Annotated in this window: 19 protein-coding genes; 4 read left to right on the top strand and 15 right to left on the bottom strand. The window is 45.1% G+C overall.

Annotated elements, in window-relative coordinates:
* Positions 1 to 26: 26 nt before the first annotated feature.
* The 4 genes from ACX1C1_RS16520 to ACX1C1_RS16505 form a co-directional block, all read right to left on the bottom strand.
* Complete coding sequence (locus ACX1C1_RS16520; protein ID WP_458953268.1) at positions 27 to 1025, bottom strand: ABC transporter substrate-binding protein; 999 nt, start codon at positions 1023 to 1025, stop codon at positions 27 to 29.
* A gap of 233 nt (positions 1026 to 1258) precedes the next feature.
* Positions 1259 to 2128: a YitT family protein gene (locus tag ACX1C1_RS16515; RefSeq protein WP_458953267.1), complete on the bottom strand. Its 870-nt coding sequence runs from the start codon at positions 2126 to 2128 to the stop codon at positions 1259 to 1261.
* A gap of 157 nt (positions 2129 to 2285) precedes the next feature.
* Complete coding sequence (locus tag ACX1C1_RS16510) at positions 2286 to 2627, bottom strand: hypothetical protein (protein WP_458953266.1); 342 nt, start codon at positions 2625 to 2627, stop codon at positions 2286 to 2288.
* A gap of 186 nt (positions 2628 to 2813) precedes the next feature.
* The gene (locus tag ACX1C1_RS16505) at positions 2814 to 3548 is read right to left on the bottom strand and encodes a ThuA domain-containing protein (protein WP_458953265.1); all 735 of its coding nucleotides are present in this window, start codon (positions 3546 to 3548) and stop codon (positions 2814 to 2816) included.
* Between the two features lie 189 nt (positions 3549 to 3737).
* On the opposite strand from ACX1C1_RS16505, the gene ACX1C1_RS16500 reads away from it, so the two are divergent.
* The 4 genes from ACX1C1_RS16500 (at position 3738) to ACX1C1_RS16485 (ending at position 6623) form a co-directional block, all read left to right on the top strand.
* Positions 3738 to 4664 (top strand): AraC family transcriptional regulator, encoded by a 927-nt coding sequence (locus ACX1C1_RS16500; RefSeq protein WP_458953264.1) that lies wholly within the window; start codon positions 3738 to 3740, stop codon positions 4662 to 4664.
* Positions 4665 to 4757: 93 nt separating this feature from the next.
* A complete protein-coding gene (locus ACX1C1_RS16495; protein ID WP_458953263.1) occupies positions 4758 to 5612 on the top strand; it encodes an ABC transporter ATP-binding protein in 855 nt (284 codons plus the stop codon).
* Positions 5605 to 6258 carry an ABC-2 transporter permease gene (locus ACX1C1_RS16490; protein ID WP_458953262.1) on the top strand — a complete coding sequence of 218 codons (654 nt, stop codon included), beginning with the start codon at positions 5605 to 5607 and terminating at the stop codon, positions 6256 to 6258. The genes ACX1C1_RS16495 and ACX1C1_RS16490 overlap by 8 nt, the downstream gene beginning before the upstream one ends.
* The gene (locus tag ACX1C1_RS16485; RefSeq protein WP_458953261.1) at positions 6258 to 6623 is read left to right on the top strand and encodes a GntR family transcriptional regulator; all 366 of its coding nucleotides are present in this window, start codon (positions 6258 to 6260) and stop codon (positions 6621 to 6623) included. The genes ACX1C1_RS16490 and ACX1C1_RS16485 overlap by 1 nt, the downstream gene beginning before the upstream one ends.
* Here ACX1C1_RS16485 and ACX1C1_RS16480 read toward each other — a convergent pair.
* From ACX1C1_RS16480 to ACX1C1_RS16430, 11 genes are all read right to left on the bottom strand, one after another.
* Positions 6617 to 7276, bottom strand: a complete 660-nt coding sequence (locus ACX1C1_RS16480) for an SGNH/GDSL hydrolase family protein (RefSeq protein ID WP_458953260.1) — start codon at positions 7274 to 7276, stop codon at positions 6617 to 6619. The genes ACX1C1_RS16485 and ACX1C1_RS16480 overlap by 7 nt on opposite strands.
* Before the next feature lie 194 nt (positions 7277 to 7470).
* Entirely contained in the window at positions 7471 to 8397 is a 927-nt protein-coding gene (gene cyoE / locus ACX1C1_RS16475; protein ID WP_458953259.1) for a heme o synthase, read from the bottom strand.
* Positions 8398 to 8603: 206 nt separating this feature from the next.
* Positions 8604 to 9011: a helix-turn-helix transcriptional regulator gene (locus ACX1C1_RS16470; RefSeq protein ID WP_458953258.1), complete on the bottom strand. Its 408-nt coding sequence runs from the start codon at positions 9009 to 9011 to the stop codon at positions 8604 to 8606.
* A 92-nt stretch (positions 9012 to 9103) separates the two neighbouring features.
* A complete protein-coding gene (gene bglB / locus ACX1C1_RS16465; protein ID WP_458953257.1) occupies positions 9104 to 10174 on the bottom strand; it encodes a beta-galactosidase BglB in 1071 nt (356 codons plus the stop codon).
* Between the two features lie 59 nt (positions 10175 to 10233).
* Positions 10234 to 11403, bottom strand: a complete 1170-nt coding sequence (locus ACX1C1_RS16460; protein ID WP_458953256.1) for a trans-sulfuration enzyme family protein — start codon at positions 11401 to 11403, stop codon at positions 10234 to 10236.
* A 16-nt stretch (positions 11404 to 11419) separates the two neighbouring features.
* Entirely contained in the window at positions 11420 to 13285 is a 1866-nt protein-coding gene (locus tag ACX1C1_RS16455; RefSeq protein WP_458953255.1) for a heparinase II/III domain-containing protein, read from the bottom strand.
* Between the two features lie 21 nt (positions 13286 to 13306).
* Complete coding sequence (locus tag ACX1C1_RS16450; RefSeq protein ID WP_458953254.1) at positions 13307 to 16171, bottom strand: family 78 glycoside hydrolase catalytic domain; 2865 nt, start codon at positions 16169 to 16171, stop codon at positions 13307 to 13309.
* A gap of 16 nt (positions 16172 to 16187) precedes the next feature.
* The gene (locus ACX1C1_RS16445) at positions 16188 to 17246 is read right to left on the bottom strand and encodes a M42 family metallopeptidase (RefSeq protein WP_458953253.1); all 1059 of its coding nucleotides are present in this window, start codon (positions 17244 to 17246) and stop codon (positions 16188 to 16190) included.
* A gap of 108 nt (positions 17247 to 17354) precedes the next feature.
* On the bottom strand, positions 17355 to 18995 hold the full coding sequence (locus tag ACX1C1_RS16440) for an extracellular solute-binding protein (RefSeq protein ID WP_458957704.1): 1641 nt from the start codon (positions 18993 to 18995) through the stop codon (positions 17355 to 17357).
* A 28-nt stretch (positions 18996 to 19023) separates the two neighbouring features.
* Positions 19024 to 19932: a carbohydrate ABC transporter permease gene (locus ACX1C1_RS16435; protein ID WP_458953252.1), complete on the bottom strand. Its 909-nt coding sequence runs from the start codon at positions 19930 to 19932 to the stop codon at positions 19024 to 19026.
* A complete protein-coding gene (locus tag ACX1C1_RS16430; protein ID WP_458953251.1) occupies positions 19926 to 20888 on the bottom strand; it encodes an ABC transporter permease in 963 nt (320 codons plus the stop codon). The genes ACX1C1_RS16435 and ACX1C1_RS16430 overlap by 7 nt, the downstream gene beginning before the upstream one ends.
* Positions 20889 to 20994: the final 106 nt, after the last annotated feature.

Here is a 20994-nt window from a genome sequence, read left to right as displayed (position 1 = left end):
AAGCGGCTTTTGATAGAGTTGCGATATTAATTGGATTTCAATAACGTCTGGGGCAGCTGTTCAATCAACCATTCGCGCGACTTTGCATCGCTATACGCTTCTAGCAGGCCGAATGTATAGATCTTGTCGTTCTTGACGGCTTCCAGCCCGCTCCATACTTGACTTTCCTGCAAGGACTTTAAGTCATTGACTGCCTCGTCCGCCACCGGTGTAAGCAGGAAGATACGGTCACCTGCATATTCGGGAAGCTTCTCGAAGCTGATTTCTACGAAGCCTTGTCCAGCATCCATCGCTTCTTGTACCAGCGCAGGTGTCTTAAACCCTTTCTCTCCGTACAAAATTTGCGACAAGCCCGTATTTGCCATTGCGAACAAACGATTGCCAGGATACATCGTCAGGACGGTAGCCGTCTCTTCTTCGCCAATTCCGCCGTCACGGATTGTTTCCCACATCGCGTCTTCTTTGGTATGGTATTCCGCCAGCCATTGCTTCGCTTCCTCTTGCTTGCCAAGAAGTTGTCCAAGCTTGGTCAATCGCTCATCCAGCGAGCCGAATGTGTCAAACGTCACTGTAGGCGCGACTTTGGAAATAAACTCATATTGCGCATCATCCGAATTACCGAAAATAATAAGGTCCGGGTCCAGTAATGTCGCTTGTTCTACGCTGAACGGAAAACCGACATCCGTCGCATCTTTGAAGTACTCTTCGCTCAACGTGCCTTCAATCGAGCTTAACATAATACCAACCGGATTGACCCCCAGCACAGCCAGGTCACCAGTCGTTTCGCCATGGAATATAATACGGCTAGGATTTGTCGGAACTTCTACTGAATGACCGGTCCAGTCCTCATATACCTGTGTCGCAGCTGCTGTGGAATCTCCGCCCTCTGGCTTTGCAGTCTCTTGCACCGGCACATTGCTCTCTTTGGCTGGCGCATCATTGTTTTGGCTCCCGCACGCGGACAGCAAAACCGTCATTAATGCGGCTGCGGTAAGAATCGTTACCCATCTTCTTGACTTACTCATGACTAAACCCTCCATCAATCTAATTCTCATATTTCAGATAATGATAATCATTATCTATGAAGCTATCATACGAAAATCATATTCTCTCCTCAATGGACAAATGAAAAGAAGCCATTTATTTTGTCCATTCCTTCTTGATCAGCAGCTGGATATTGCGTTATGCAAATAAAAAAGCGGCATACCTGAGTTCGAACAGGTTCATGCCGCTTCATAATAGATTGAAGTTTTCAGCTTTAGTGAATATCTTTTTTCTTAAAGTTTCCGCCTTTGACCTCGGCTACTTCGTACACCATGATGAATGCATTTTCATCGATTTCCCGAATGATTTCTTTCATTTTACTTTCTTCCAGGCGGTTAATGACGCAAGTAATCTCTTTGAAATGTTCATTGGTATATCCGCCTTGCACGGAAGTGTATGTAGCGCCGCGCCCTAATCGATTACGTATCGTTTCGATCATAATTTCAGGCTCTTTGGTAATGATTTTGAACGTTTTGGCTCCGCTCAAACCTTCTTCGACGATATGAATCACCTTCGAAGCGATAAAGTATGCAATACCCGACAGAATCGCTCCTTGCAAGCCGAACACGCTGGAGACGACAATAAATACGAATACGTTCAAGAATAGAATCATATCGCTTGTTCCGAAGGGCAGCTTGCGGGATAGCAGCACCGCGAGCATGTCGATGCCGTCCAGCGCACCGCCGTTCCTAAGCGCGAGACCCATCCCGAGACCGATTATGATACCGCCCACGACGGTGACCAGCAACGTATCCCCTTCGACAATCGGCTTCACATGGTGCATGACCATCGTGCCTACGGCAAGTGATGCAATGCCAATCACGGAGTAAATCGCAAAACTTTTGCCGATTTGCTTGTAACCCAAGTAGACGAACGGTATGTTAAGAACTCCAATCAGTAATCCTAGCGGCAGCCCGAACAACTTCGAGCCGACGATGCTGAGGCCCGTTACACCGCCGTCGGATACACTGTTCGGAATTAATACGGCTTCAAGACCGTATGCCGTAATAAACGCGCCGAGCATTACGACGAGGCCTCGCAGTATCAAGTTCACGACGGCCGGTTGTTTGTGTCTTGTCTTCATTCTTACCCTCATTTCTCCAATTTCGTTGCTGAATTTGATCATATTAGAAGCAATAAACAAGTGATTTTCTCATTAAAATTTTAGAGATATGATCGAGCATTGTCAATTTTAATGGAATTATATAGTTGATTAGGTGATCATGCGATTCAATTACGTTTCAGTTAAATACCTCCCACCAATATCCATCTTTCATCACGAACAACATACCGAACATGCCTAACGTCCTGGTCGTTATTTTCGCACCGTTCTCATGTTTGTATTTTTTCTCGTAGGAAGCATATCCAAACGCATTTCTAAAATGTGAAGATGTAAAGTCTACTATGGCTCCATCCTGATGACAGAGCTCTCCAGAAGACTGATAGGTGCATACAATTCCATATTCTTCTTCGATAAATTGTTCGAATCTCTCCCGTGAAGGTACGGACATTAGCGTAAAGGCTATTAGAGTGACGGCTATAACGGATGTCCACTTCGCCCATTGGTTTGTTTTATTACTCATCATACCCTCCTTTAAGGTCTCCATTTTCATCTATTACCTCGCCATGAGTTATTCGAGAGGTTGGGTTTGACACCGCCAATATAAAAGAAACCGTTCCTTATGTAAATGGACACTTGTATGTCCATTATACGAAGAAACGGCTAATTAAAGTTTAACTGGCAGTGCTGTTAAACTGGTTTGTGCTAATTATTCAGCAATGCCCTTGATACTCTCAAGCGGCTTGGCGTTGCCGTATTTCGGATAGTCGCGCTGTACAGGCGCAGCCCACTTCACCGCATTGGAGATAACCTTCCGCACCTGCGGATTGTAGTAAGTAGGATACGTTTCGTGGCCCGGACGGAAGTAGAACACCTTGCCTGCACCGCGGGTATAGCAGCAGCCGCTGCGGAACACCTCGCCGCCCTCGAACCAACTCACCATTACGAGCTCATCAGGCTGTGGGATATCAAAGTGTTCGCCGTACATCTCTTCATGAGCCAATTCGATGTATTCGCCGATGCCTTCCGCAATGGGATGTCCCGGATTGACGACCCAGATTCGTTCTTTCTCGTTCGCTTCGCGCCACTTCAAGTCGCAGGATGTGCCCATTAGCTTTTTGAAGATTTTAGAGAAATGCCCCGAATGCAGCACGATGAGCCCCATACCCTTTAAGACGCGGTCATGTACACGATTAACAATTTCGTCCTGCACCTCGCCATGCGCCATATGCCCCCACCAGATCAGCACATCCGTATTGTCCAGCACCTCGTTCGTCAAACCATGTTCTTCGTCATCCAGGGTTGCAAATCTGATGTCGCCTGACACCTCGAGTCCCTCAGCGATTACGGTATGCATCCCCTTAGGGTATACAGCAGCGACCTCATCGTTTGTTTTCTCATGGCGGTATTCATTCCATACTGTAACGTTTATCGTTTGAGTCATTGTTATCGTCTCCCCCACTTGGTTTAAACTCCCTCTATTGTAGCGGAGAACGTTTTCAAGATCGATTTCCGATTCGATTAAATTATTACAGTATTCTGTCATGAAGGTGGTCGTAATCAGAAAGAGTGTTATGATAGACTTACGCGAATCTGCATTCCGCCATTCTTACATTCAGGGGGATTTGAACCGATGTATCCCGACATTAAGCATGAACAAGTGATTTATCAGAACGCTTTTCTCGCGCTTCGAATTTGGCAGATCGACGGTACCGAGAACGTATCGGAGGAAGTCAAGAAGCAGACTGAGCTAGACTGGCGACAGAAACGTTATACGGAGTGGCATTACCATGAGGAGGTCGAATTGCTTTTCATTATGAAAGGGGAATTGACGGCCTTCTGTACAGAGGAGCAGCTCGTGCTGCGCAAAGGCGATATCGCCATTTTCGGATCCAGCGAGCCGCATCGGACCTTGCAGACGAAGGAAGGCAATTTGAGCTACTTGGTGTTCCAGATCAATCTTCGTAATTACTGGGATCAGAGCACGCTGAACAGCATGCGATACTTCACGGAGATGATTCGACCGCTCAGCACCCTTAATTACATTTACAGAGATGATCGAGATGTGCGCAGACGTACAGGTGCATTAATACGCGATATTTATAAGGAAATGAACGAAAATCAAGCAGGATATGAGCTAGCCGTGGCTGCGCACATTAAATCCATTCTGCTGCTATTAGTTCGTCACGATAGTCAGAGAAAACTTGATTACAATGATATCCAGCTTACTAATCGTCTGCAGCCGACGATTGATTATGTCGAATCAAGACTTGGGGACAAGCTCTCCATCGTCGAAGCAAGCGGGATGGTCAATATGAGCTACACCCATTTTATCAAAACCTTCAAGAAGACATTTGGCATGTCCTTTACCGATTTTGTCACCTATAAGCGAATCAAAAAAGCGGAACAGCTGCTGCTTACAAGCGATCTCAGCATTGCGGAAGTGGCACAAACGGTAGGCATCTCGAACATTGGCCACTTCTACAATTTGTTCCGCCGACATAATCAGTGCTCGCCCAAACAATTTCGTGAGCAGCTGCTGCTAAGCGGTGAAGGCTGATATCACGATGTCGACTCGATTGTGTTGACTACAGCTCAATCAAGTGATACATTGTGTATGCACGATATACACAATGTATAAGGAGGTTTCCGAATGCTTGCATTAGACATCCAACGATTAAATAAGAAATACGAGCATTTTCATTTAAAGGATGTTTCTTTTCATTTGGAGAAGGGTTATATCATGGGGTTCATCGGCTCCAACGGCGCAGGAAAAACAACAACCATCAAGGCCATCTTGAATTTGATTAACAAGGATAGCGGCGAAATACGAATTCTGGGCAAGGATTTGATTCAACATGAGTTGGAATTGAAGCAGGAAATCGGATTTGCTTTTGGCGACATCGACTTCTATACACGGAGCAAAATAAAAACGTTGACGAGCGTGATTAAGCGGTTCTATCACAATTGGGACGATGAAGCTTATCACGGTTATTTAACTAAATTCCAAATCAACGAAAACAAAAAAGTAGCTGAATTATCCACAGGCATGAAAGTGAAATATAACCTGGCTCTTGCTTTATCGCATGGCGCTAAGCTGCTTGTACTCGATGAACCTACGAGCGGACTCGATCCGGTCGCTAGAGATCAGTTGCTGGATATCTTCCAGGAATTGGTTGAGGACGGCGAGATCAGCATCCTGTTCTCGACTCATATTACTTCTGATTTGGAGAAATGCGCGGATTATATTACGTACATCGATAACGGTCAAATCATTAATAGCGATGAAAAAGAAACGTTCGTGGACAGCTACCGTTTGGTCAATGGGAAGCAGGAGCAGCTAGAGGAGATTGCAGATCAATTGATTAGCTACAAAAAAAATTCTTTTGGTTTTATTGGGCTTATCCATACCAAGGACCTGGACCCTGCTCTGGATATCAAATCAACTTTACCTAGCTTGGAAGAGATCATGATTTATATCTCTAGGAGGGGGTCTTCGCATGTATAACTTACTTTGGAAAGAGCTGAAACTTGGCGTCAGTCCCTTCTTTTATGCCATGCCCTTCTTAACTGGCGCGCTGACGTTGATACCAGCTTGGGTATATTTTCTGGTGCCGCTCTACTTTTGTTTCATTACGATACCGAACATGTTCGGAGGCTACAAGTCTCAGAACGATCTCATCTTCTCCAGCCTAATGCCCGTTACAAGAAGAGACATGGTGAAAGCAAAAGTGCTCGTCATCGTGATTCTGCAATGCCTGCATCTCATTGTTGCAATCGGATTTGGCCTGATCAGTGTAAGTTTGTATCCGAATCTCATCTATTATTTCTTTGAGCCCTCTCTCGCGTTCTGGGGACTATGTTTTGTCATGTATACGATCTTTAATCTATTTTTTATTCCGATGTATTACAAAACGGCTTACAAATACGGATCGGCTTCCGTTGTTTCCATTGCATTCGCTATGTTGTTTGCTGTTGGAGCCGAATGGCTCGGCATACAGAACAAATCATTTGCAGACCTTATCAACGGAACGGGAAACGCGATCTCGGGTACATCGTTTATTCTCTTGTTCCTTGGCATCATCATATTTGCGCTCGGGACATTCATTGCTTATCTGATAGCAGCCAAACGATTTGAGAAAGCGGAGATATAATGAATATCGCGATTACGAACACATCTGACAAACCGATTTACCAGCAAATTTATGAGCAAATTAGTGCGCAAATCCTGAAGGGCGAGCTCGTAAGCGGATATGGTTTGCCACCTATCCGGCAAGCAGCTACGGAGCTTCGTGTCAGTATCATAACCGTCAAAAAGGCTTGGGAAGAGCTCGAACGGCAAGGTCTGATCGATACAGTGACAGGCAAAGGCTGTTTCGTTGCCGAGCTCTCCCCTCAAGAGATGCTTCAAAAAAGAAAAGAAATGATTATGAAGCAATTGGTCATCGATAGCTCTTATTACAAGTCCTTCGGATTTACGCTAGAAGAGCTGTACGAGCTTATGAAGGAAATTTATTGATTCCGATTATATTCGTATCCGATCGCTTGCAAGAAGCTGCGCGCGAGTAAGGCATGCCCCGATTGATTAGGGTGAACGCGGTCCCATGCAAGCGTTGCCGGATACAGATGATCCAATACCTTATTGAATGCCGCTTGGGTATCGACAAACTTGGCATCATATTTGTCCGCCACTTTCTTAACAATCTCGCCATACTGATCCATCTTCCTCCGCATCGCATCCGACGCATTAGGCTCAATATAGAACGGTGTCATTAATACTAGTCCTTGAAGTGCCGGCTTGGTGCGTTGCACGAGCTCCTCGAGCGTAGCTTCGTATTCTTCGATATTTACATGTTTTTCACTGTGACCCGGCAGGTCGAATTGGCGCCAGACATCATTCGTGCCGATCATGATCGACAGCCAATCCGGCTTCAGCTCTAACACATCCGTCTCCCACCGCTCCTTGAGATTACGCACCGTATTGCCGCTAATGCCCATATTCACAACTCGAATGCCATACTCCGGATATGTAGACGTAAGCAATGCTTCAACCATGGAAACATACCCTTTTCCAGTGGCACCGAACAATCCTTCACCGATAGGTCTTGCCCGTTCGCAATCCGTAATGGAATCACCAATCATAATCAACTTTGATTTTGGTCCCAACAACATGTCTTAACCTCCTTTGGTTATTGGAAAAAGAATACTACAATCCTCGCGATGCCTCAATCATAAATTTGTAAACGCATACTAAAATGTATACATCACAAGCAAAAAAGCACCTTCAAACATAAATCCTCATCTTTCATCAAAAGAAAGAGGATTTATAATGAAGGTGCTCACCTATAATGAGCTGCATATCGTTGTTATGATAACAACGATGCCCCAATCGAATAACCAACTATCGCAAGCAACAGCACAGTGATATGGTTTAACGAGAAAATGAACATCGATCGCGCCCACTTGTCCTCTTGCTTCTGGTGGAAGCCTCTAATACTTAGGATTAGCCACGCCAAGCTAAGAAGCGCGTTCAGCACGGCAATATACGGATTAAAGGTCCAGAACATGAAGCTGCTAAAGAACAGGGCAACCAAATATACGTTCATCTGCAGGTAAGTTCTGCGAATGCCTTTGACGACTGGCAGCATGGGTACATTAGCTGCGCGGTATTCTTCCATACGGCGTATACCAATCGCATAAAAATGCGGCATCTGCCAAATGACCATCAACAGGAACAACGCTACAGCTCCCGGGTGGAAGATGTCCGGCGAAATAGCCGCCCACCCAATTAGCGGAGGCATCGCGCCAGACAAGCTCCCAACCTCCGTATTATAGATGGTTCTGCGTTTCGTCCACATCGTATACGGCACAACGTATAGGAACAGCCCCAGAAATCCCATTAGTGCTGACATGGGAGAAGCAAGATACAACGAGACAAGACCGCCTATTGCAATCCAGCTCCCGATCAGAAGCCCGCTCCAAACATCGATGATCCCCGAAACGGTTGGTCTTTTTTTCGTCCGTTCCATGATACTGTCGATATCGCGGTCGTACAAATTATTGAAGATCCCCGCGGCGCCGATCACTAATGCCGAGCCGATTAAAGCCAGCGTGATATGACCGATTTTATCCATAAAAGAAAGGTCATGAACGAACAGCGCCATACTTAGCCCTGCGATCATTGCGATTAGATTCGATTTTACGATTCCAATCTTTATCGTTTCGAAGAGAACCTTCGTGACTGATATCGTCGGAACAGATTCGACACTAACGGAATTACCTTGAACGCGCATAATGGTAACACTCCCTTAACGTAGTTTGCTTCTTTTAGGTTAGCATATACCATCTATTTTTGTACCGATTTCCTCACAACCCTCATGATTCTGCCATAAAAGTGTGTCGCTTGTGTGAAAAGCTATTCGTTCTTCATTTTTCGATTCCATGATAAAACGACGGAGAGGCACTAAGGGAGCCTCTCCGTCGTTCCTTTTCAATGAAGTTAGTTGCACTGTGCGCTTGCCAGTTCTTTGAATTCTCCCGGTGTCATACCCGTTGCTCCCTTAAACGCTCGGATAAAATGGGAAGAGTCATTAAATCCGGTTCGGGCAGCGACCTGGGTTACGGATTCATGGGCTCGATTCAGCATCAACATGGCCCGGTTAATTCGCTCTTGCATGACATATTGATGAGGAGTATAACCGGTGAAGTGTTTGAATATTTTGAACATATACGATTTAGAAATGTGAAATCGACGCGCCAATGCTGTCATATGAAGAGATTCGCAACAATTTTCTCTGATATACGCCATAAGCTGTAGAGTAATCTCCTTCATCTCTGTTGAGGGGCTCTCTTCATTCTCATTTGATTCATGAGTCCCGACAAGTAATGGGACATCCTGAATGAGCAAGCTCCTCGAATAGGATCGGTAAACCTTCCTTCGCAATGTGCTCCCTTGTTCATTCGTCAGACGATTCTCCAGCGTTTGCCATTCTCGATTCATCATACATGCCTTAAACTTTCAACCATCATCAGTAACGCCATTGATTGTCCATATGGCATCGGACAAACAGGGATATCTTTGTAATATTGCAGCGTCTCGCCCATCCGTGTTCCATAGGATACATCTCTTACCGTCCCGTCTTGATCGATACGAGACAGCACGGCGTTCAGCGCCTTGCGTCCCACTTCCTCATATCGTTTATCTAGATACCCCATTCGAACAGCCTTCAAGATGCCATAAGCAAATCCGCTTGTTGCAGAGGACTCCACATAAGAAGTCGGATCATCTAATATGGTGTGCCACATTCCGTCTGCTGCTTGCAGCTTTTCTAAAGCTATCACTTGTCTCTCCAAAGAAGTGATCAGAAATTGGGCAACTCCTTCCGGCAGCGTAATCATCTCCAGATAGTCTACCAATCCTGCCGTATACCAAGCGTTCCCTCTGCCCCACAAAGCATCTGCGAAATGATGATTCCCATCAAAAGTGAACCCGTGAAAAAACAATCCAGTCCTCGTATCGGTCAAATACTTGAGATGAACAAGGAACTGTCTAATACTCTCTTGGTAATACATTTCCTCTTCCAGAAGTGCGCCCATTCGACCGACAAACAAAACCGTCATGTACAGTGTATCATCCCACAATTGCGTTTCATTAGGTCCGTCGATCGTCGCATGTGCGAATCCCATCTCTGCTGTTCTAGGGATATCCTCCATTGCGAAGCGCAGCCACTCCTTGCACAATTGCAGAAAGTCATCACGACCTGTCTCTTCATACAGATAGCTAAGCGTAAGCATGGGACACATCGTGTTAATGTTTTTGGCCGGGAGTCCCTCTTGCATCCGTTGTTCAAACCAATGAATCAAATACTCCAGTATCCCCTTATCCTTTGTTTCCTTGTAATACAAATATAAGGAGAACAAACCGACACCTTGAGACCAATCCCACTTATCCATGGATATAATGCTTACTGGCGTATTTTCTTTGAATCCTGCCTTCAACTGAAGCATGCCCTGTATGATTTTCTGAATATGACTTTCGATTACAACACGATCCAGCAAGTTTGTCTTCAACCGACACACTCTCCTTTTACAGGAATATAGCTATTGGTTCAATTCATCCAGTTCTGCAACTACTTTATTCCTCTAGTCAAATAATGAAGTCCACGATCCACATCATCCAGAATGGAAGTGATATGCTCCAGCCCGATCGAAAGCCTTATCAATCCTTGCGGAAGCCCTGTATTTTTCGATATTTCTGGAGTCACCCAATCGCCAGGGAAATTCATCAAGCTCTCGAAGCCGCCCCAGCTGGGACCTACTTCGAATAACGTCATAGCATCCGCCATTTGGGAAAGCGGCAGGATAGGTTTCTTAGGGATAAAACTAAGGAGCCCGCTATAACCAGACATTTGGCTCTTCCCTAATTCATACTGCGGATGCTCCTCCAGTCCGGGATAATAAACCGATTCGACCATTGGATGTTCTTGCAGAAACCTAGCAACCGTCATCCCATTGCTCGCATGCTGAGCCATGCGCAGCGGTAAGGTACGAAGTCCCCTTGTTAACAGCCATGCTTGATGCGGATCCATAATAGCGCCATATAAACCTCGTTCATTATGCATTATGGAGGTTGTTAACTCTTTTGACCCCACTAAAACTCCGCCAATAATATCGCTATGTCCGCCCAAATATTTGGATGCGGAATGAACTACTACATCAATTCCGAATGTCAAGGGATTCTGATATAGCGGAGTCGCCCAAGTATTATCGATCATCGTCGCAATCCCTTTACTTTGAGCGAGCTCTGCGATTTGGCGCAGATCCTGCAGCACAAATATATTGGATACGGGGCTTTCCAGATAAATTAATTTAGTCTCTGGTCTGATGGCTCTTTCGATCTCTTCTATTGAATCTCCCATTACAAAGGTACTTTCCACGCCCATCTTCTTCAAATAGGTCTCGATAAATATTCGTGCCGGCGAATATAAACTTTTGAGCGAAATTATGTGACAATCCTTCTCTACAAAGTGCATAATACCCGCTGTAATAGCCGCCATGCCTGAGGAGAACGCTAGTGCATGCGCCCCCTCCTCCAGTGCAGCTATCTTGGCTTCTGCTACCTCTATCGTAGGATTAGAGACTCGAGTATACGTATAACCGTAATTTTTTGTTTTACGAGTGAAGAGCGAATTTTGGAAAATGGGCGGTACGATGGCCCCCATATGCCGTTCGTAATCGTCACCTAGATGCTGGCAAATATCTTCTTTGCGGTTGTTTCCTTGATCAGCATGAAATTTCATTGCCATCCTCCTCGCTCTACACGTATTGCCGATTCATTGTGAACAATGCATGAAATAAAGTACCTTTACCTCTTCTTCTGACTAGAATGCCTGGCCGCTGCTTCTCCGATGTGTATTCGTAACCGCGGAACAGATAAACCTCCGTATGAGGGCTGCCTTCCATCTGCAAGGTGATGATCTTGTTGCCTGTTCTCCACTGAACTTCCCAATCCGTATCGAGCCTCGCCCATCTGACATCAAGAAGATGTTGATAACCATCCTTATCGCCTGGACTTGCACTCTCTGCAACAGAAAATGAAGGGTGCAGTTCCCCCGCACAATGAAAGACCCAATCCATGGTATGTTCCTCGTTGGTTATGACACTAAACTGGTCGACCAAGCTCTCGCCTTGAAGCTTCAGCTCCCGGACATAATCAATACCAGGATAAACCTCATTGCACCTGAATCGTGCTTCATTATTAAGTGGATCAAACCTTTCGACAGTACCACGAGGACGTGCTGTTTGATCTACGCCATCAATAACTACCGTATTGTGGGCCACACTCTTGCGTTGCCATTCTCGGAATAAGGTTGATCCGTAGCCGCTGTTCGATAGATCATAGGAGACAACCTCCTGATCGAAAGCGAGCTCTATATTCAACGCATCCGGATGCGAGTGATTTCTCTGATGAAACCCGAATTTAATAAACAACTCAATTGCTTCATGTCTCAACATACAGAACTGTATGTCCGAATCACAGCGCGACAATCTGCGATCTTCAGGCATTGACTCATATCTGTCTTTGCCGAATAACAAGCGCTGAATCCAGCCTTTCGGAGTACTCTCGCACATCCCACCAAACGCAAATGATGGAATGTAAAGTTCTCCATAACTACACGACAAGGCATGTTCATAACTCGAGTCTTCGTACATCGCATTTATCCATTCATATTGCCCCGCATAAGCGCTAAAGGAAACAAGCGGCCAGCTGTCATTGGGGTTGGGAAAACGACCGTTACTGAATGCGAGTTGAACGGGATATTGGTACATCCTTTTGACCGTTTCTTGCATGTCAGGAATCTCTTTCGCATACTCTTGCGCAAATTGCAGGACGTAGAGAAAAGGTTCAGCGCAATAGAAATGATAGTGCATCGATCCTTCCAGCCAAAAACCTTCCTTGGTGACTCCCTTCGCTAATTGATTGGCAAGCCCGAATTCGCTATTGATGGCTTTATTAAAAAACGACTCCTCTTCGAAGAACATCCCAATCATGGCCGTGGCGGACATCATCCAGCAAGGTATATTATTGATGCTTAAACTATGGGAGTAGAGCAGCTCTGCTTCGGGTAGAAACAGGTTAACCTTATACTTCTCCAGCTCCTCGGAGCTGAACTGCTCTTTGACGAGCTGCATGCCTTGTAATAACCAGATTACGCCAACCGCATCACACAGATCTATTCCCACCAGCTTTCCCACATAACCATTAGGGACCTCTACTTTCAGCTCCGTATAATGATCACTATAGAAAGAAAGTACTCTGCGAATAAACGAGACGTACTTCGAATCCCCATGCAAACGGTATAAAACAGCTGCATAAAACACAGTTTTGTTCACTTCATCGCGGTATAAATAATTCCAAGCTTCATCATATTTGCTCCCAAAATTAGAAAATCCGCAAGAATCGCAGATATGATGGGTTGGCTGCGCACGAACAAACGGTATTTTGGTAAAACATTGGCTGCAAAAATAATGATGCCCCCATCCTGAAACGCGATTCGGATGGTCCTCATAATGAATCAGCCATTCTTCCGTTTGTTCTGCAATCTGATTATGTATAGATCGCGCCCATTCGAAGTTCTCCATTCGATGTCTAACTTTCTCCCAGCTGATCAGTTCGGTCATCCCGATATTCCCCCCTGATAATTACCTCACGCGCTGTAATCGAGTGATCCTGATCTCCCAGCCGTCTGCTCGCGCATCAGCATCACTAACTTCGATTTCTTGCGGCAATCGAAGCTCTATCCATTTGTGATCATTTTCTTTGTTCCATTGCACATCCATTCTTCCGAAAGGAGTAGGAACAGAGCCTTCGGCCCACATGAGATCTGTTGATGGCGGATTAAGCTTTATCGCCTTAAATCCCTCCTCTAGACGAGTGATTCCAAGCAAATATTTGCCCATTACATAAGCAGGGGCAGCCGACCAGGCATGCGCGAAGCTCCTCGTATTGGGATAGGTTTCCCATGCCGTCGTGGAGCCTTGGTGCACCATCCCTCCCCATACTTCACGTATGCGATCGAGCACAAGATCCAATCGGCCAAGCTCTACCCACACTTCAAAGAGGTAGAACGACATAAATGGTGATACAATCGGTACCCAATCCGCTGGAGCATGAATGAGCCTTCCTTCTGTTAATGCCAACCGCTCTCGATCAATCGCATCGAATAGATACAAAAGGATATGAGTTTGCTGACTAAAGGTTTTGCTATATTCACCTGAGCGATATTTCCCATCTACATAAGCTTGTTTATCCTGGTCCCACAAATGTTCTCCAAGCGCTGCTCGTAAATTCTTGGTGATCGTGTTCCACTTCGAAACATCCTCATATTTACCAACAGTCTCAGCGATCTCCGATGCTACTTGACAGCAATACGCTAATCCGGCATGCTGCGCTGTTCCAATTCCAACTGAAGGGATGTCCAAGTCCGCCCAATCAACCAAATTCCATGCGCTTATATCGAATAAATGATCTTCATTGATAAATTGGCAGTAATGCTCGAGCACTTGGGCTAATTGCGGATAGATGTGATTGGCAAATGAACGATCCGCGCTATATGCGATATATTCCTTACATGCGATGACCCAACTGAAGGTCCACATCGGGATGACCACCTGCCAATCCGTAGGCAGACAGGCAAGCAGAAGCTTGCTTTGATCTCTGGATCGTGGCACTAGCTCTAGACTGTGCTTGACCAACTCATACGTACCGTAGATATAATAATTGACCAGAGCGCTTACTCGGCAGTCACCAACCCAGAACACTCGCTCATAGGTCGGGCAGTCAACAAACGTATCCTCTGTACATACCTCGGATGTATGCCTGCTTATCTCCCAAATATCGTTTAACATTGGATCCGAGCATCGAAAGCCGATATAATCATTAACGGGATAGCCGGACTGCTCTACCGCAATCTTATATACTAGTACGGGCGCTCGCTGCTCACGAATGGTTACCATTAAGTATCGAAAACCCATACGTGATAAGCATTTATAGGATTGTCTACCTTCTCTCGCATAATAACGAAAAGCATTATTTACGCCTGACGTGTATCTTACCTCTCCCTTTACTACAGCTTCGAACCCGTAGACATCAATGACCGTTCCCTCTTGTGCTTCAAGTTCGATGATCACTTGCCCTACATATAGTTTCCCCAAATCAATAATGAGCTCTTGATCCCCGCCATATAAAGGAACAGGTATGCTCGCAGGTCGATCATGATCAAATAACATACGATCCAACTCACGATTGATTGTATATGCAGCCAACGTCTGCTTTCGCAACATAAGCGAATAAATCATTAAATTTTCCATGACATATACGTTATCTACATTCTTTGCAATCCCCTCATAATACAAAAAATCCTCTAATGTATTTACTTTCCCTACCTCTACGAAGGCCGCTTCCTCTTTGTTGAGCCCATTATTTTTATCTACACCGCCGAATAATGGATGATAACCATCTGCTATAGCCTCAATCGTTTGGTAGGGTCCAAAGGTAACGAACGCTGAAGATCGGCTATCAGAATCTCTATTAAGTGGATGGACGAATGTGATTTCCTCCTCGAAATCCCACTCCATATGGCTAATGACGTCATTATGTAACCCTGCTATCTCAACTAGGAACAAATGACGACCTTGTTTAAGCTCAATAGAATCACCCGACTTATACCACTGATCATCTATTTTGAATCTCCCTTGAAGGCCATTCCACGGCGTGTGGGCGAAGCTCATTCGTCCTGTTGTATCCTTCTCTACCTGCACAGCCGACGCAAAATATCCGGTAAATATTTTCACATTAGCATCTCGATGATCTGGGAAGAAATTTTCCCTCAAATTTAGAGACAACACCTTCTGAATCGGGCGAACTTCGGAATGAGCCATCACTTTCCTTGGCTGGATTACTTTCTTTGCGAATGGCTCAATTGTACGCGGATATAAGGTTCCCCATGCCCCTTCGCCTCCTCTGCACACATGCTTCGCCGCAGTCCAGTCGGAATCATCATATTCGCTGTCGAGCCAGCTCGCCCCCCACTTTCTTGCATCATAAACCTCCAACCATCCGATATTCACATTCCTTTTCACCACATGCTGCATGTAACCTGTATGAAGATGTGCCTTCCAACGTTCATCGGATGCGATGACATGAGCCGTTCCATCTATCATCTCTAGATGAAGCTCCGCAAGTAAACCGGACCTATTCTCTATATACGAATAAGTCGAGTGTCCTGAGTGTGAAACGATTGCTGCAATTGTATTATTGCCGTCAATGAGGAGATGCGGAATGATGTATTGTTCGTAATACCAATGATCCGAACTAGACCTAATTGGTCCCGAACCAAGCTCCACGCCGTTAATCCATACATGAAAGCTGGTATCCGCACTGATAGATAATACCGCTTTGATAATGTTGTATTTGTTGATTGAAAATACCCGACGAAAACAAACGTAGGTGTTAATCGGCTGAGCTGCATCATCAATCCATACCCAGTCTGCCTCCCAGCTCCTCATTGGCTTATCCTCCCATTCATCGCAGTATTGTCTCTAATGCTGATTGATTGGTATGTCGTACGAGTTGAAGCAGCAGTTCCTTGGCTTGTGCATAATCATCCGTATGAATAAGCGACGATGAAGTGTGCGGATACCGCGTGCATATCCCAATCACTGCCGATGGCACGCCTATACCGTGGAGATGAGTCCGACTCGCATCGGTAGCCCCTTTGCCCACGTAATATTGATACTTGATTCCATAAGAATCTGCGATATCCGTTACAAATTCGACCAAGCCGCGATGAGTAATCATGCCGGCATCAAGGATTCGCAACAGAGTTCCCCCGCCCAATCGACCGAAAGACATCGGATTTCCATCGATGTCATTGGCAGGACTTGCATCTAATACATAAGCAATATCCGGCTGAATTAATTGCGCGGCAGTCTGAGCCCCCCGCATTCCAACCTCTTCCTGTACGGTGGCACCGGCAAATAAAGTATTAGGCAATCGTTCATCCTTTAATGCCTGTAACAGCTCGATTGCGAGACCTACCCCATATCGATTGTCCCATGCTTTGGCCATGATGATCTTGCCGTCTGCAAGTGGAGTGAATGGACATACCGGCACTGCCTGTTGGCCTGGGCGAATACCCATTTCTTTGGCATGATCAGCATCAAGCGCGCCTATATCAATAAACATTCGTTCGATACCAATTGCTTTCTCGTGTTCAGCCGGTTCTATGGACGGCATTCCTATTACACCGTTCAATACTCCATCGCTCGTTACAACCTGCACTCTAGCTGATGGAAGCACCTGAGATCTCCAGCCGCCAAGCGTTGCGAACTTCAACATACCGTTCGGAGTAATTCCGGTTACCATGAAACCTACCTCATCCATATGTCCCGCAACCATGATTTTCGGGTTTCCAGAGTCTCCCCGCTTCACCCCAAATATGCTTCCCAATCGATCGGTGATGATCTCGTCCACAACAGGCTCGATCTTCTCTCTTACAAACGAGCGAATCGTGGCTTCATAACCTGGCGCTCCAGGCAGTTCTGTTAATGCTCTGAACAGATCGAGTGAAGCCTGATTCATCTCCCGTTCCCCCTTTAATTGGCTGATTACAAGGTGTCATTTAGAATGAAATGAAGGAGATGGATAAACACCATGTGTTTATTCATCTCCTCCGCGAATACCAGCTACTTACTTGATACGGCCAATTGCCTTCAAGCCTTCAGTAATTTCTGCATCATACGTAGTTCCGCCCATTTTTTCCCACTCTGCGAGCAGGCTGTCATATGCCGCATTAAAATCTTTGGCAATGATTACTTTTGACAGCTCTTCGAATAACATCGTTTCTAATGCGCTTGTATTTTTTTCACCGAAAGGACGTTCGTTTGTCAGGGTTGGTTGGAATGTCCCATATTTACTCATGATTTCACGGTACTCCACTACTTTTTGGGCATACGTTTCACCTTTATCTTGATATTGAATCAGCGCCACATCCGAAGGATACCAAGGCAGGCCAAGGCTCATGATCTCAAGATCTGTTGAATACCAGGTGATGTCATTCTTTTTCTTTTCTGCATCTGTCACCACACGGACTCCTTGTTGCATGGTGTAATGCTCCCCTTCAAATCCATCCATCAAAGTAACTTGCACCTCAGGATCGGACATCCAGTTCAAATATTTAATGACTGCATCGGATTTCTCCGAGCTTGTCTTCGGAACCATAATAAACATGCCATAAGGAGCACCTACATTGGTAATTTGTTGTCCGTCTGGAGAAACAAACGGTTCTACCGTAACCCAATTCACATCAGGGAATTTCTCTATCATCTTCAAATCCAGGTTATATGCTAATTCATTGGAATCGATGAACCCAACGCTTCCGGCAAGCACGTTTTCTTCATGCTTCTGTGAGTTAACATCTGTAATAAACTCTCTCGGAATAAGACCTTCTTTGTACAGCTTATTCATAAATTCAAAGTGGCTGCGTCCTTCCGGTGTCTCGATGATCGATTTGAATTGACCGTCCACGATATTACCCGAAGCTAGATAAAGCTGGGTAGCGGGTCCATCATTATCCACTCCGGAGCCAAAGCTTGTTCCGTACATAAAGCCTTTGCCGCCCTGACCGATTGCAGGAATCGAATATGGAATCACATTTTCTTTTCCTATACCGCCTGGATCTTTGTCCTTAAATGCTTTTAACACCGTATACAATTCCTCCAAATTAGTAGGAACTTCCAAGCTCAATTTATCCAACCAGTCTTTACGAATACTCATTGCGGGTCCGGATTTATTCGGCTTTTGGGCCATAACCGCATAACGTTGACCATCATAGGTCCCAACTGCCTCCATCGCTACTTTGTTGTGAACCATGATGTCTTGACCGTACTTTTCGATCGAAGCATTAAGCGGAGCTAATCCCCCTTGTGATGCAAACTTCATAAATGTATTCAAATCATACGTGAGAATGACATCCGGTGCTGTTCCTGACGCCATCCAAGCGCTAAGCTTGGCTGATTCCTCTGAACGAGGCAACGGAACATATTCGACTTTAATGCCTAACGGCGCCACTTGCTCGTTAATCCAACGTGTCATGATCGTATCCGTAATTTTTTGGCCTTCAGGCGCATTGCCTCGTTCCCAAATCGAAACCTTGATGGTTTGCATCTCTACAGGCTTTTCCGTCTGTTTGTTGCCGTCACCAGAATTTGTTGCCGTGCTGCTGCTAGTCGGCTCGGATTGGCTGCTAGCATTATTCGAGTTACTGGAGCAAGCCGAAATTACGAATACCATGACCACTGCCAATAGAACCGATACAACATTTTTTGTCATTTTCAACTTTTTTCCCCCTCAATTTTTTTTACCCTTTAACAGAACCAATCATGACACCCTTCACAAAGTACTTCTGGAGCCAAGGATAGATCAATAGGATTGGTACTGTAGAATAAACAATGGTAGCTGCTTTCAGCGATTCTTGGATGAGATCCAAGCCAAGCTCTTCTTGCAACGTTTCCATCGAGGTATCGATTTGCGATAGCAACAAGATATTTCGTAACTTCACCTGCAAAGGATACATATCCGGGTTATCGATATATAACACGGCTGAGAAATAGCTGTTCCAATGACTTACCGCATAAAAAAGTCCAATGGTTGCCAAGGTTGCTTTGGAAAGCGGCAACACGAATTTCACAATGTACATGAGATTGCTGCAGCCATCCATCGCTGCCGATTCCCTGATTTCTATCGGAAGATTACGAAAGAAGGACATCATGATAAATACATAAAAAGCATTAATCAAACCTGGTATAATAAGTGACCATAGTGTATTAATCATGCCTAATTCCTTCACAAGCAAGAAAGAAGGGATCATACCGCCGGAGAATAACATCGTAATCAAGATAAAATTGATTACCGGAACTCTACCTTTTAAGTCTCGCCTGGACAAAGGATACGCCGTAATAACGGTAAAGATCAGATTCAGCGTTGTGCCTCCGATAGCCAATACGATGGTAATAAGCAAAGACCGAAATATAATTTCATCCATTAATACCGCTTTTATCGCATCAAGCTGAAATTCTACCGGCCAGATAAAAACTTGCCCCGTCTTAATGGCATACTCGCCGCTAAATGCGGTTGCGAACTGATTCAGGAAGGGAAACAAACAGATAAAGGTAAAGCCAGCGAGCATGCCGTAATTGAATATGTTAAAGATGACATCCCCGCGGCGATATATCTTGTTACTCGCCGGGCCTTTCCGTTTCCCTACCATAACCCTTCCCTCCCCATCTTCCGCACGCTGTAATTTGCCCCAAGTATGAGTACTAGATTAATTAAGGATTGAACCGTATCTACTGCAGTGGTGAGACTGAAATTCCCTTGTACAATGCCGAATGAATATATAAAGGTGGAAATGACCTGTGAGATATCCAGAACGACTGCGTTCTGTAAGGCAAAGATATGTTCAAATCCAATGGAAGTCAGGTTGCCGATATTAATAATTAACAAAATGATGATCGTAGGCATAATCCCTGGGATTGTGATATGAAGTATTTTCTTCAATCGTCCGGCACCATCAATCTCAGCCGATTCATAAAGCGCAGGATCAATAGATGACATCGCAGCCAGATATAGAATGGTGCCCCATCCTGCGCTTGCCCAAATACCCGAGCCCACATAAGAGACAATCCACCAGAAAGGCTCAACCATGAAGAAAATTTCTTCCAACCCTACCTTACGAAGCATCGCATTGATAATACCGTAATCGGGGGACAAGACGTTATACACGATACCGCCAAGAATAATCCATGACATAAAATGAGGAACGTAGAGTAAAGACTGTGTAACACGTTTAAACCATTTCACTCTAATTTCATTGAGCAACAGCGCCAATATAATGGGAGCAGGGAATCCGAATATCAGTGACCATACATTTAACATAATCGTGTTTTTGATCATCGGCCAGAAGCTCGGAAGCTCTACCATTTCCTTAAAATGGGTAAGTCCGGCCCAGTCGCTTTCCCATAAGCCTTTGAACATGTTGTAATCCTTGAATGCAATAATATATCCCGCCATTGGTATGTAGCGGAATATAGCAAAAAAGACGATTCCAGGTATGAGCAGTAAATACAAATCATAATTCTTCGACCACTCACGGCGAATTGTCTTCCACATTTGCGCTTTCGGTGGAGTAACAGATTCGTGTGTGACAGCTGCTTCTGGTTCCATACCGACTCCCCCCTGATCTATCTGGCTATATCTTTATTTAACCAGGAAATGAAAGCGCATTCTATTCGATTTTTTTAACATTATATTCGTTATTCGATCCTGTTCA

It is taken from the genome of Paenibacillus sp. strain BS8-2, from assembly GCF_054483835.1.
This window is presented reverse-complemented; position numbering and strand designations above follow the sequence as displayed.

Excerpts from the sequence above, each read along its gene's own strand:
- ACX1C1_RS16480 (WP_458953260.1), bottom strand. The coding sequence starts at position 7,276 with ATGTTGTTGGGACCAAAATCAAAGTTGATTATGATTGGTGATTCCATT.
- ACX1C1_RS16520 (WP_458953268.1), bottom strand. The coding sequence starts at position 1,025 with ATGAGTAAGTCAAGAAGATGGGTAACGATTCTTACCGCAGCCGCATTA.
- ACX1C1_RS16495 (WP_458953263.1), top strand. The coding sequence starts at position 4,758 with ATGCTTGCATTAGACATCCAACGATTAAATAAGAAATACGAGCATTTT.
- ACX1C1_RS16455 (WP_458953255.1), bottom strand. The coding sequence starts at position 13,285 with ATGACCGAACTGATCAGCTGGGAGAAAGTTAGACATCGAATGGAGAAC.
- ACX1C1_RS16510 (WP_458953266.1), bottom strand. The coding sequence starts at position 2,627 with ATGAGTAATAAAACAAACCAATGGGCGAAGTGGACATCCGTTATAGCC.
- ACX1C1_RS16485 (WP_458953261.1), top strand. The coding sequence starts at position 6,258 with ATGAATATCGCGATTACGAACACATCTGACAAACCGATTTACCAGCAA.
- ACX1C1_RS16505 (WP_458953265.1), bottom strand. The coding sequence starts at position 3,548 with ATGACTCAAACGATAAACGTTACAGTATGGAATGAATACCGCCATGAG.
- ACX1C1_RS16430 (WP_458953251.1), bottom strand. The coding sequence starts at position 20,888 with ATGGAACCAGAAGCAGCTGTCACACACGAATCTGTTACTCCACCGAAA.
- ACX1C1_RS16435 (WP_458953252.1), bottom strand. The coding sequence starts at position 19,932 with ATGGTAGGGAAACGGAAAGGCCCGGCGAGTAACAAGATATATCGCCGC.
- ACX1C1_RS16490 (WP_458953262.1), top strand. The coding sequence starts at position 5,605 with ATGTATAACTTACTTTGGAAAGAGCTGAAACTTGGCGTCAGTCCCTTC.
- ACX1C1_RS16515 (WP_458953267.1), bottom strand. The coding sequence starts at position 2,128 with ATGAAGACAAGACACAAACAACCGGCCGTCGTGAACTTGATACTGCGA.
- ACX1C1_RS16460 (WP_458953256.1), bottom strand. The coding sequence starts at position 11,403 with ATGAAATTTCATGCTGATCAAGGAAACAACCGCAAAGAAGATATTTGC.
- ACX1C1_RS16440 (WP_458957704.1), bottom strand. The coding sequence starts at position 18,995 with ATGACAAAAAATGTTGTATCGGTTCTATTGGCAGTGGTCATGGTATTC.
- ACX1C1_RS16450 (WP_458953254.1), bottom strand. The coding sequence starts at position 16,171 with ATGAGGAGCTGGGAGGCAGACTGGGTATGGATTGATGATGCAGCTCAG.
- ACX1C1_RS16445 (WP_458953253.1), bottom strand. The coding sequence starts at position 17,246 with ATGAATCAGGCTTCACTCGATCTGTTCAGAGCATTAACAGAACTGCCT.
- cyoE (WP_458953259.1), bottom strand. The coding sequence starts at position 8,397 with ATGCGCGTTCAAGGTAATTCCGTTAGTGTCGAATCTGTTCCGACGATA.
- ACX1C1_RS16500 (WP_458953264.1), top strand. The coding sequence starts at position 3,738 with ATGTATCCCGACATTAAGCATGAACAAGTGATTTATCAGAACGCTTTT.